This window comes from Bradyrhizobium sp. WSM1743 (assembly GCF_000473065.1).
Lineage (GTDB): Bacteria > Pseudomonadota > Alphaproteobacteria > Rhizobiales > Xanthobacteraceae > Bradyrhizobium.
Genome location: NZ_AXAZ01000079.1, coordinates 24,387 through 34,998 on the forward strand (window position 1 = coordinate 24,387; position 10,612 = coordinate 34,998).

The following is a 10,612-nucleotide window of genomic DNA, read 5'->3' on the forward strand; positions in this document are numbered from 1 at the left end:
GGAGTATGTTGCGGCTGCGTCGCAATAAATTGAGAGGGCAACCATGGCCTTTCGTTCCCGCCGCGAGAAACTGCGATCGATCCTGTCGGGCGGGACTTGCGTCCATCCCGGCTCGGTCTACGACGCCATCTCGATCCGTATCGCGGAGGACCTCGGTTTCCCGCTCGGCATGTTCGGGGGATCAGTGGCCTCGCTCGCCGTGCTCGGCGATCCCGATGTCACGCTGATCACGCTCACCGAGCTTGCCGAGCAGATGCGGCGGATGTCGCGCGCCTCCGCGCTCCCGGTCCTGGTCGACGCCGACCACGGCTATGGCAATGCGCTGAACGTGTGCCGCACGGTGCAAGAGCTGGAGACGGCGGGGGCTGCCGGCCTCACCATCGAGGACACGCTGCTGCCGGCTGCGTTCGGGGAGACGAAGACGCAGCTGATCTCGGTCGAGGAAGGGATCGGCAAGATGAAGGCCGCGCTTGGCGGCCGCAGCGATCCGTCGCTGGTGATCATAGGCCGCACGGGCGCTGCCGCGATCACCTCGATCGACGATGCGATCCGCCGTGCCAGGGCCTATGAAGCGACGGGGGTCGATGCGCTGTTCTTCACGGGAATCAAGTCGCGCGCCGAGCTCGAGGCCATCGCATCCGCCACGCGCCTGCCGATCGTGCTCGGCGGCGCGTCCGAGGAATTGAACGCGCTCGATTATCTTACGAGCCAGCGCGTGCGCATCGCGCTCCAGGGCCATACGCCGATCGCCGCCGCGACGCAGGCGGTCTACGAGACGCAGAAGGCGTTGCGCGAGGGCATGTCGCCGAAAAGTCTGAAGGGTTTGGCATCGTCGGAGCTGATGGCCCGTGTCATGCGCGAGAGCGACGTCAAGACGCGCAGCGCCGATCTCCTGGGACCGAAAAAATGAGCCGGGCGATTCTCCAGGTCATGATCCGCGGCCGCGTCCAGGGCGTCGGCTATCGCGCCTGGGTCGAGTACCAGGCGACAACGAGCGGCCTCGAAGGCTGGGTCCGCAACCGCCGCGACGGCAGCGTGGAAGCGCTGTTCGCCGGCGCGCCGAAGCATGTTGCCGACATGGTCGCGCTGTGCCGCCACGGGCCGCCGTCCTCGCGCGTCGACAGTGTCACCAGTGAAACGGCAGGTGTGGACGAGCTGAATCTGCGCCGGGCGGGGGAAGCGTTCTCGGTGCTGCCGACGGTGTGAGCTGATGCGGTGAGGTCGAACAATCGCCGCAGCGGCGGCGGGCTCCCTCGCCCCGTTCTTGCGGGATCGCGACGAGCTTCGCTCGCGCTGAGAGGGTTGGGGTGAGGGGCTCTCTCCACACGCGAGATTGCGGAGGGACCTGTACCCCCTCACCCGAATTCGATCTGCGATCGAATTCGACCTCTCCCCGCAAGCGGGGAGAGGTGAAGAAGGACGTCACCTCGGCAATTTGGCGATTGCCTCGCTCAGCTCATGGATCTCGTAGGGCTTGCGCAGGATCGGGAAATCGCCGCGCACGCCGGCGGCGACCTCGCTGTAACCGGTGGCAAGCAGGATCGGCAGACCGGGGCGGATCTGGCGGAGATGATGGGCGAGGCTGAGCCCGTCCATCTTGCCGGGCATGACGATGTCCGAGAACACGAAGTCGACGCCGTTGCTCTCGATCTCAAGCAATGCCGCTTCGGCATCGGCGACCCGGCGCACGTGATAGCCGAGCTGCTCCAGAAGACCGGTGCTGACGGATGCGACGTCGGGATTGTCCTCGACCAGCAGCACCGTGCCGCTGCCGCGAAACGGCGCTCCCGATGTCTCGCGCGACGGCGCATCCGTGCCGCGCGGCAGGATGATGGTGAACGTCGTGCCCTTGCCGAGCTCGCTTGCGACCTTCACCGTGCCGCCGGCCTGGTGGGCGAAGCCGTGCACCTGCGAAAGGCCGAGGCCCGTGCCTTTTCCGATCGGCTTGGTCGTGAAGAACGGCTCAAAGATCTTGTCGAGAACGTCGGAGGGGATTCCGAGCCCGGTATCGGTGACGTCGATTGCGACGAAGTCGCCGGCGAGGGGTGGCTCGTTCAGCACGAGATTGCGCGCCCCGATCGTCACCGTGCCACCGTCCGGCATCGCGTCGCGGGCGTTGATGACGAGGTTGAGCAGCGCGGTCTCGAACTCGGAGACGTCGGCCTTGATCGGCCAGGTGTCGGAGTGGATGTCGAAGGCGAGACGCACGGAACTGCCAACGCCGGCGTCGAGCACCTCGCGGATGGCCGCGACGCGCTCGGCAAAATCGATCGCCTGCGGGTTGACGCTCTGCCGCCGCGCGAAGGTGAGCAGCTGGTTCGTCAGCGCGGCGCCGCGTCTGGTCGCGGTCTCGATCGCGGAGATAGCGCGCTCGAGCTTGGGGTCGTTGGCGGCGCTCTTCTTCAGGATGTGAAGGCTGCCGCTGATGATCATCAGAAGATTGTTGAAGTCGTGGGCAACCCCGCCGGTGAGCTGTCCGAGCGCATCGAATTTCTGCGACTCGGCCAGCTGCTTCTGCATCGCCTCGAGCTGGAGCTGGGAATTGCGGCGCTCTGTGATGTCGCGCGTGATCTTGGCGAAGCCGATCAGCGCGCCGTCCTCGTAGATCGGGTCGATCACCACGCTGGCCCAGAAGAACGTACCATCCTTTCGGACGCGCCAGCCTTCCTCCTCGTATCGGCCCTTTTCCCGCGCAATACCGAGCGCCCGCGCCGGCTTGCCATTGGCCCGGTCGGTCTCGGTGTAGAAACGGGAAAAATGTTGGCCGAGGATCTCGTCAGGCGAATAGCCCTTGATGCGTTCGCCGCCGATGTTCCAGCTGGTGATGATCCCCTTGGGGTCAAGCATGTAGAGGGCGTAGTCGGCAACCCCCTCAACCAACAGCCGGAAACTGCGCTCGCTCTCGAACAAGTCTCTCTGTTGACTGAACTTTTTGGCCATTCCGAACCCCGCCTCGACGGGGACAAACGCCGCAGCCGGAGGATTTGTTCCGCTCTATGGGACATTTTTAGGCAAGTGTCATGGCGGTGTGCAGGGCTTCTTGACACGAAGCGGAATTCGTCAGATATTTCTGTCATGACAGAAATAACCGGAAAAAAGAAACTGCCAGCCGCCGTCGAGCGCTTCATCCTGCATTGGGGCGACATGGGGGACGAGTGGGGGGTCAACCGCTCGGTCAGCCAGATCCACGGGCTGCTCTATCTGGCCGAGGCGCCGATGACGGCCGAGGACATCGCCGATACGCTCGGCATGGCGCGCTCCAATGTCTCCAACTCGCTGAAGGAGCTGCTCGCCTGGAACCTGATCCGGCGCGTGCCGATCTTGGGCGACCGCCGCGACCATTACGAGGCCGAGACCGACATCTGGGAGGTCGCGGCTCGAATCGCGGCGCGGCGCAAGGAGCGGGAGATTGATCCGGCGATCGCAGCGCTCCGGGCCTGCGTGTCCGATGCCACTGACGATCCCGCTATCAGTGCGGTCGCAGCCAAGCGCCTGAAGGAGATGCTCGCGTTCACCGAGCTCGCCGACCACTGGTTCATGCAGATGCTGAAAGTGCCGCGGCCGCGGCTGGTCGCCTTGATGCGGCTTGGCGAGAAGATCGCCAACCTGCTGCCGATGGGCAAGGTCAAATAGCTTTGAGGGGGATGCGATGACGTCTGCAAGATTATCAGGCTCCAGCGCATCGATCTCCGCTCACACAAGACTGCTCGATGACCGCCGCTTCCGTGCGCTGCTGTCGGATGAGGACTGGGGCCGCCTGCCGCTCGCGACCTGGCGGCGCTTCTCCAAACGCGTCGCCGACGGCGACAGCGTGGTCTATGTCGGAATCGTCGACGAGCTCGCCTTCAGCGACATCGGCTGGTGGTTCGCGCAGGCCGCGCGCCTGATCGGTGGCCCATTGCCGACCGGACGCGACACCGGCGTGCCCATGATCGTCACGGTCACCGAGGACGCTGCGACCGGCGGCCAGACCTGGACGCGCATCTGCGCGCGCAAGCGCGGCTTTCCGCAAGTGATCCATTCCGCCAAACGTTTCGCCGGCCCGACCGGGCTGGAAGAGTATGTCGGCTTCGGCGTCTCGATGGCGCTGCGCATCGCGGTCGAGGGCCAGGCGCTGACCTTCCGTAGCGCCGGTTACGGCCTGCAGCTCGGACGTCTGTGGATCCCGCTGCCGCAATGGCTCACGCCGGGTGACCTCACCGTGACGCACCGCGACCTCGGCGAGGGCGTCTTCCGCTTCACTCTCGATGTCATTCATCCGCGTTACGGCGCGCTGATCCATCAGTCCGCCTTGTTCAGGGAGGCCGTGTCATGACGCCGCTGTTGTGGACGCTTATCGGCATCCAGATCGCGATGGGCGTGTTCGATACCTTCTATCACCACGAATTCATCGAGCGCCTGGCCTGGCGGCCGTCGCAGCGTTTCGAATTGAAGCTGCACGGCATCCGCAACATGCTCTATGCGCTGCTGTTCCTGCTGCTCGGCTGGCTCGAGGTCTATGGCGTGCTGGCGCTCTTGATCGTCGCCGTGCTGGTTGCCGAGATCGTCATCACGCTGATGGATTTCGTCGAGGAGGATCTGAGCCGGAAGCTGCCACCGAGCGAACGCATCAACCACACGCTGCTGGCGATCAACTACGGTGCCATCCTGGTGCTGTTGCTGCCGGTGCTGATTGAGTGGGCGATGCAGCCCTTCGGCGTGACGGTCGTGTATCAGAGCCTGCTCAGCATCGCCGCGACCGCTTGCGCGATCGGCGCGGCTCTGTGCGGTGTCAGGGATTTTGCCACGATGCGTCGGCTCGGCCGCATGCGCAGCGTGCCGGCGGCCGAACTTGTCGAAAAGCTGCCCGGCCGCAAGACCGTGCTGATATCAGGCGCCACCGGCTTCATCGGCAGCCGGCTTGCGGCAAGCCTCAGCGGGGCAGGGCATCACGTCATCGCGCTGATCCGCAATCCCGCGAAGGCCGAGATGCTGCCACCGCCGGTGACGCTCATCACCAGCCTCGACCAGCTCGCCGCGAATACGCAGATCGACGCCATGGTCAATCTCGCCGGCGAGCCGATCGGCAACGGCCTCTGGACCGAAGCGAAGCGCGCGAAGATCATCAACTCCCGCATCGACATGACCGGCGAGGTCGTCAAACTGATCGCGCGGCTCGAGCGCAAGCCCGAGGTGCTGGTCAGCGGCTCGGCGATCGGCTGGTACGGATTGTGGGCCGACCAGGTACTGACGGAATCGGCAAAGTCGCATGCCTGCTTCAGCCACGAGCTGTGCGCGGCCTGGGAGAAGGCGGCGCGGCCGGCTGAGGAACTCGGCGTGCGCGTGGTCTATTTGCGTATCGGCCTCGTGCTCGGCACCGAAGGCGGCTTCATCACGCGGATGCTGACGCCGTTCGAATTCGGCCTCGGCGGCCCGCTCGGCACCGGGCGGCAGTGGATGTCCTGGATCGAGCGCGACGATCTGATCCGGCTGATCGCCTAGGTGATCGCGACGCCGGATCTCACTGGGCCCGTCAACGCCACCGCGCCGATCCCCGTCACCAACGCAAAGTTCACCGAGGAGCTCGGCCGCCGCCTGCACCGGCCCGCATTGTTTCGCATTCCCGGCAGCCTGCTGCGTCGGATCGGCGGCGGCTTTGCCGACGAGCTCCTGCTCGGCGGCCAGCGCGTGCTGCCGAACAAGGCGCTGAGCCGCGGTTTCGTCTTTCGCCACGAGACGCTGCGCAGCGCGTTCGAGGCGATCCTGTGAGACTTCAGGTGGCGGCTACACTTCGAAACGTCGCCGCCACCGCGCGTAGCGCCGCGAGCTTGGCGGGATCGCTGACCTTCGAATGCAGCATCACCTTGGAGCTGCCGAGCTTCGGCAGCTTGTGTGCAGCTCCGATATCGACCAGCCCCGGAGGCGCAATCCGCCGCGCCAGCGGCGCGACCGCCAATCCGGCAAGCGCGGCTGCAATCACCGCGGTGGCGCCTCCGCCGACAAAACGCTCGCGCCAGGCGATGCCGGCCTTGTCGAGCGCGCGCACGGCTACGGCGCGGACGCCGCAGGGCGGGGCGAGGGTCGCGAGTGGCAGCGGCTGCCCCTTCGGAAAGGTGAAGCGTCGTGCGGCGAACCAGCAAAATTCGTCCTCGGCCAGCTTCTCGCCGCCGCGGCGGCTGCCTTCCTGGCGGACGATCACCGCATCCAGCTCGCCCGCGTCATAGGCATCCTGCATCTCGCGCGAGAAGCCGATCGTGACGGCGAGGGTGAGGCTTGAAGACATCGCGTGCAGGCGCTCGAGCAGCGGCACCAGTTCCGGGCCCGCCGCGTGATCGGAGATGCCGAGCGAGAGCGACTGCGCGGCTGAAGCGTCGCCCGACAGCGCGCGATCATGCGCCTCCATCAGCGCGCGGGCGCGATCGAGGAAGGCCGCGCCGTCGGCGGTGAGCCGGACCGCCCGCGGCGAGCGCTCCACGAGGCGTTTTCCCAGCAATGTCTCCAGCCGCTGCAGCTTCAGACTGACCGCCGCTTGCGTCGTGCCGAGCGCTTCGGCGGCACGCGTAAAGCTCTGGAGGTCGGCGACCAAAAGGAATGCCTGGACAGTGGCGATGTCGAGCGTAGCTGTCATTACAGATCGTTATCACTATTACAAGTATAGATAAGATACCAAAATGACGTTCGGGGGTCTAGCTTCTCACCAACGCCGCGCAAATCGCGCAGCATATCGAGGAGACGAAAATGCCCCTGATCACCGTGTCCTACAGCTCTTCCCGCCAGTCGCCCTCGCTGAAGGCCGACATCGCGAACGCCGTGTCCGAGCTCACCGCAAAAATCCTGCACAAGGACCCTGAGGTCACCGCCATCATCGTGAAATCGGTCGATGCGGGCGACTGGTTCGCCGGCGGCAAGTCGCTCGCCGAGCAAAGGCTCGCCAGCTACTGGATCGACATCCACGTCACCGAGGGCACCAACACCAAGGACGAGAAGGCGGCCTATCTCGCCGCCATGTTCCAGCGCATGGCCGAGATTTTGGGCCTGCTGCACCCCGAGACCTACCTGCATGTCGACGAGGTCAGGGGCGACGCCTACGGCTTTGGCGGACTCACCCAGGAGCGGCGCTACATCGCCGGCAAGCTCGACGTTGCGCTGAAGGCGGCGTGATGCTGCAGGCCGCGGGTGAACAACCCCACCCGCGGCCTGAATCGCTCAGCTCGCCACGCGGAACTGAACCTCGGCATTGCTGATGAAGCACGTTTTGTCGAACAGCTTCAGGTCCAGCGGGTTCGGCAACCTGACGTCGGCGAGGTCGGGGCAGGGCTTGACTGCGGGATCGTAGGATCGGTCGATCTGCGAGATGAGGACGACGATCAGCCCCTTGTCACGCGCGAATGATTTCAGCGCGCGCACCTGAACGGTGAGGTCGGGGTTTTCCCGCCTCTGGTCGAGCAGTTGCAGATAGTCGATCACCACGAATGTGCAGCGCGGCGCCGAAGCCATTTGTTTCACGACGTAGTCGGCGCTGATGGCGTCGGAGCAATCGACCTCGAACAGCTGGTCGAACTGCGCCGGCTCCGCCCCGATCGCCCGCAGGCGATCCAGCACGTCTTTCTGCGTATATTCGAGCGAGAAGAACGCGGCGCGATGGCCCGACTTCATGGCCTGCACGGCAAGTTCGAGGCTCATCAGGGTCTTGCCCTGGCCGGGACGCGCCCCGACCAGCACCAGATCGCCCGGCCGGAATTGCGGAAACAGTTTGTTGGCCGGCGTCACTGCCGCGGCTTTCGCCGCGAGCATGCTCCAGGCGGAAAACCCTTCCGCCGCAGCGATGCGGTCAAGCGCGTCGTGGAGCGGAATCCTGGCTTCGCGGGACAGGCGCTTCGCCTTGCGCTTCAGATGGTAGATGGGCGCAGACAATTTCATCGTAAAAACCTCCCATTGCGAGCATGGATCGCAACCCCTCCTTATGCCTGGCGCTCGAACAGTCGGCCGATGATCAACTCGCCCAGCATGAGGTCTGCTTTCCCGGCGGAGGGGGGGAGGCGTGGGCGGCACCTGAAGCAAGCGTAACCGATTCCGAGCCTGCAGAGAACGCGAGCTTTGCTTGTCCAAAAGGATGGGTCAGGCGACCGTTTCCGGCAGCAGCGCGCGGGTAGGCCCGAACAGCTCCTCGAATGCCTGGCGCAACGCGATATCGACATCGGCCATGGTCACGAGCTGGCCGAGATCGACCAGCGAGGTGACGCCGTACCGGGGATCGATGACCCCGCAGGGCACGATGCCGGCGAAATGCGACAGCTCCGGCTCGACATTGATGGCGATGCCGTGGAACGAGACCCAGCGTTTCAGGCGGACCCCGATCGCCGCGATCTTGTCCTCGTGCTCAGGTCCCTTGTCGGGCCGCTTCACCCAGACGCCAACCCGGTCCTCGCGCCGCTCGCCGCGGACGTTGAAGGCGGCGAGCGTGCGCAGGATCAATTCCTCGAGGCTCGCGACATAGGCCCGAACGTCCGGCCGGCGGCGCTTGAGGTCGAGCATCACATAGGCCACCCGCTGGCCAGGCCCGTGATAGGTGAGCTGCCCGCCGCGCCCGGAGGCAAAGGTCGGGAAGCGGGCATCGAGCAGGTCCGAATCCTTGCCCGAGGTACCGGAGGTGTAGAGCGGGGGGTGTTCGAGCAGCCAGACCAGCTCAGGAGCTTCGCCCGCCGCAATCGCCGCAACGCGTGCCTCCATGGCGGCCACCGCGTCCGGATAGGGTACCGGAGCGTCCGAGATTCGCCATTCGACGGGCGCGCCGCCTGAGGCGGAAAACGACCTCAAATCGAGGTCTTGACGCTGGTTTTGGCGGGGGTTTTGAGGCGAATTAACCATTGGCTAACCATAACGTGGTGATGATCGCAGGCGCAAATGCCAAGTCCTAGGTTGCGGCGGTCCTGACAGTGCCCACTCTCGATAAAGTCACCGTGGATCTCATGGTCGTCCTCGGGACGACCACGATGCCGATTCATCAAGTATTACGTCTTTCCCGCGGCGCCATCATCGAGCTGGACGCAACCGAGGCCGACGAGGTCAAGGTGCTCGCCAATAATCTGCCGGTCGCCTCCGGCGTCGTGCTGGTCGACCGCAACCGGATCGCGGTCGAGGTCAAGCAGATGCTGCCACGCTCGCCGGGGACCCGGTAGGGCCAGGGCACGCGGGAGCGGCCTGGGCACCCGGTAAGGCCGATCTTCGGGGGAGGGCGGCGTTTTTCCTGCCAAGCTTGTGGAATTCAGGCCCTTTGCAGGCTTGTATCCCCCTGATGGATTTGTTAGATCGGCGCCGCTGATCCGGCCGGCCTCAAAACCTCAAGCCGGCATCCCTTCGCGCTCGTGGCGGAACTGGTAGACGCGCTGCCTTGAGGTGGCAGTGGGTAACACCGTGGGGGTTCGAGTCCCTCCGAGCGCACCAAGGGCAATAAGCCTCTGTTGCGAAAGAGATTTCGTGGCTCCAAGCGAGGGTTCGCGGCGGCCAACGATGTCGAGACCGTTCGCTACGACTTCGATGGCGGATTCGGTCGTGGTGAAGGCAGCGGTCAACGCCATCTAAAGCGCGATCCTATTAGGATGAATCGTCATCGCGCTTTAGGTTATTGTTTGAGCATGATCTTTTCGGAAAACCGCTGCACACTTTTCCGGCTCATGCTCTAGACACCGCGGAGAAGAGCTGCGCCGACGAGCTCGGCCGGTTGCTCGACGCACATCTCGACTTGAATCGCGCCGACTGCATGCGGCTGCTGCTCGATCGCGGCGCTGACGTTTGCATCCGCGACCACAGCGACAACGCCTATCCCCTGCATTCCCCGGAATGTGTTGGCTCAAGACGTGCTCGGAAGGCCGGCGTTCGAAAAGCGCTAAGGCACGAACTGCGGCACACGTGGTGTAGATATTCTACGTCTTACCGCCTGCGTAGTGCTCGTACGGTGGTGTATCTGATCAACGGACCTTCTTCAGGATCATCACCGTCGAAATGGATGGCTGCGCCCGCTGGGATTTTGCGCGGATTTCCGAACTCCTTCACGGACGCCGTCTCGATCATTCGTAAGCTGGAATCTTCGGCGAACGCGGTCAGAGCGGCAAGCTCGGCGGTGCTCGCGCCGCCCGAGCGCCAGGACGCCTCAAATACTCCTGATCGCCACTGCCCGCGCCCGTCGGTGCCTTGCCGACATCGTAGTTACGACGTGAGGCCAAGAAGCCCCGATATTTGGTAGCATTGTGGTCGTATATTCGCGCTTGATCTACAGCGAGTCTCGCCTCTGTCTCCATGGGAAGACTGTCGAGGGCCGACCAGCCGCCGCGAACGCAAATGATGTGCGAGCCGCCATAGACCCGAAGTCCATGATTGTTGGTAACCGACCGTTGCGTGCCGTGATAGGCGATCGACCGGTCGCCGATTATCGTGCAACCGACGCTAATGGAATGGTCCGGCCGTGCTCCGGCCCTGCCAGTGCGAGAAGCTGGCAAGGGGCGCTCAAGACAAGGAGCACACCATGTCTCGGAAGCTCAATGCAGCGATCGCCGTGATCGGCATCGATATCGGCAAGAACTCGTTCCACCTCGTGGGTCATGATCACCGCGGTGCCATCGTGCTCCGGCAGAAG

The 10,612-nt window shown here is 64.5% G+C and carries 10 protein-coding genes, 1 tRNA gene and 3 pseudogenes; 9 read left to right on the forward strand and 5 right to left on the reverse strand.

Going from position 1 to position 10,612, the window contains the following annotated elements; all coding sequences use genetic code 11:
• The first annotated feature begins 43 nt into the window (after positions 1–43).
• Together YU9_RS0132590 and YU9_RS0132595 are read left to right on the forward strand one after the other, a co-directional pair.
• Positions 44–910, forward strand: a complete 867-nt coding sequence (locus tag YU9_RS0132590) for an oxaloacetate decarboxylase (protein ID WP_027576549.1) — start codon at positions 44–46, stop codon at positions 908–910.
• Complete coding sequence (locus tag YU9_RS0132595) at positions 907–1,206, forward strand: acylphosphatase (RefSeq protein WP_027576550.1); 300 nt, start codon at positions 907–909, stop codon at positions 1,204–1,206. The genes YU9_RS0132590 and YU9_RS0132595 overlap by 4 nt, the downstream gene beginning before the upstream one ends.
• Positions 1,207–1,422: 216 nt before the next feature.
• Here the strand turns inward: YU9_RS0132595 and YU9_RS0132600 are convergent, their stop codons facing one another.
• Positions 1,423–2,940 (reverse strand): PAS domain-containing sensor histidine kinase, encoded by a 1,518-nt coding sequence (locus tag YU9_RS0132600; protein WP_027576551.1) that lies wholly within the window; start codon positions 2,938–2,940, stop codon positions 1,423–1,425.
• A gap of 135 nt (positions 2,941–3,075) precedes the next feature.
• On the opposite strand from YU9_RS0132600, the gene YU9_RS0132605 reads away from it, so the two are divergent.
• The 3 genes and pseudogenes from YU9_RS0132605 (at position 3,076) to YU9_RS43135 (ending at position 5,748) form a co-directional block, all read left to right on the forward strand.
• The gene (locus YU9_RS0132605; RefSeq protein ID WP_027576552.1) at positions 3,076–3,633 is read left to right on the forward strand and encodes a GbsR/MarR family transcriptional regulator; all 558 of its coding nucleotides are present in this window, start codon (positions 3,076–3,078) and stop codon (positions 3,631–3,633) included.
• 16 nt (positions 3,634–3,649) lie between these two features.
• A complete protein-coding gene (locus YU9_RS0132610) occupies positions 3,650–4,315 on the forward strand; it encodes a DUF4166 domain-containing protein (protein WP_027576553.1) in 666 nt (221 codons plus the stop codon).
• Positions 4,312–5,748 (forward strand): annotated as a pseudogene (locus tag YU9_RS43135) (TIGR01777 family oxidoreductase). The gene YU9_RS0132610 and the pseudogene YU9_RS43135 overlap by 4 nt, the downstream one beginning before the upstream one ends.
• A gap of 4 nt (positions 5,749–5,752) precedes the next feature.
• Here the strand turns inward: YU9_RS43135 and YU9_RS0132620 are convergent.
• Positions 5,753–6,607: a LysR substrate-binding domain-containing protein gene (locus tag YU9_RS0132620; protein WP_027576554.1), complete on the reverse strand. Its 855-nt coding sequence runs from the start codon at positions 6,605–6,607 to the stop codon at positions 5,753–5,755.
• A gap of 110 nt (positions 6,608–6,717) precedes the next feature.
• On the opposite strand from YU9_RS0132620, the gene YU9_RS0132625 reads away from it, so the two are divergent.
• Complete coding sequence (locus YU9_RS0132625) at positions 6,718–7,140, forward strand: 4-oxalocrotonate tautomerase family protein (RefSeq protein ID WP_027576555.1); 423 nt, start codon at positions 6,718–6,720, stop codon at positions 7,138–7,140.
• A 45-nt stretch (positions 7,141–7,185) separates the two neighbouring features.
• Here the strand turns inward: YU9_RS0132625 and YU9_RS0132630 are convergent, their stop codons facing one another.
• Together YU9_RS0132630 and lipB are read right to left on the reverse strand one after the other, a co-directional pair.
• Positions 7,186–7,899, reverse strand: a complete 714-nt coding sequence (locus YU9_RS0132630) for a DNA helicase (protein WP_027576556.1) — start codon at positions 7,897–7,899, stop codon at positions 7,186–7,188.
• Positions 7,900–8,097: 198 nt separating this feature from the next.
• Positions 8,098–8,847, reverse strand: a complete 750-nt coding sequence (gene lipB / locus YU9_RS0132635) for a lipoyl(octanoyl) transferase LipB (RefSeq protein ID WP_027576557.1) — start codon at positions 8,845–8,847, stop codon at positions 8,098–8,100.
• A gap of 68 nt (positions 8,848–8,915) precedes the next feature.
• On the opposite strand from lipB, the gene YU9_RS0132640 reads away from it, so the two are divergent.
• Both YU9_RS0132640 and YU9_RS0132645 read left to right on the forward strand, forming a co-directional pair.
• Complete coding sequence (locus YU9_RS0132640; RefSeq protein WP_018647371.1) at positions 8,916–9,158, forward strand: FliM/FliN family flagellar motor switch protein; 243 nt, start codon at positions 8,916–8,918, stop codon at positions 9,156–9,158.
• Positions 9,159–9,338: 180 nt separating this feature from the next.
• Positions 9,339–9,423 (forward strand) — tRNA-Leu (locus tag YU9_RS0132645).
• Positions 9,424–9,909: 486 nt separating this feature from the next.
• On the opposite strand, the pseudogene YU9_RS51240 reads toward YU9_RS0132645, so the two are convergent.
• Positions 9,910–10,475, reverse strand: a pseudogene (locus tag YU9_RS51240) (DUF3182 family protein).
• A 26-nt stretch (positions 10,476–10,501) separates the two neighbouring features.
• Between YU9_RS51240 and YU9_RS48330 the strand changes: the two are divergent.
• A pseudogene (locus tag YU9_RS48330) lies at positions 10,502–10,612 on the forward strand (IS110 family transposase); the annotation flags it as partial.

Bases quoted from the DNA above. Each gene is read 5' to 3' on its own strand.
- YU9_RS0132590 (WP_027576549.1), top strand. From the start codon at position 44: ATGGCCTTTCGTTCCCGCCGCGAGAAACTGCGATCGATCCTGTCGGGC.
- YU9_RS0132595 (WP_027576550.1), top strand. From the start codon at position 907: ATGAGCCGGGCGATTCTCCAGGTCATGATCCGCGGCCGCGTCCAGGGC.
- YU9_RS0132600 (WP_027576551.1), bottom strand. From the start codon at position 2,940: ATGGCCAAAAAGTTCAGTCAACAGAGAGACTTGTTCGAGAGCGAGCGC.
- YU9_RS0132605 (WP_027576552.1), top strand. From the start codon at position 3,076: ATGACAGAAATAACCGGAAAAAAGAAACTGCCAGCCGCCGTCGAGCGC.
- YU9_RS0132610 (WP_027576553.1), top strand. From the start codon at position 3,650: ATGACGTCTGCAAGATTATCAGGCTCCAGCGCATCGATCTCCGCTCAC.
- YU9_RS0132620 (WP_027576554.1), bottom strand. From the start codon at position 6,607: ATGACAGCTACGCTCGACATCGCCACTGTCCAGGCATTCCTTTTGGTC.
- YU9_RS0132625 (WP_027576555.1), top strand. From the start codon at position 6,718: ATGCCCCTGATCACCGTGTCCTACAGCTCTTCCCGCCAGTCGCCCTCG.
- YU9_RS0132630 (WP_027576556.1), bottom strand. From the start codon at position 7,899: ATGAAATTGTCTGCGCCCATCTACCATCTGAAGCGCAAGGCGAAGCGC.
- lipB (WP_027576557.1), bottom strand. From the start codon at position 8,847: ATGGTTAATTCGCCTCAAAACCCCCGCCAAAACCAGCGTCAAGACCTC.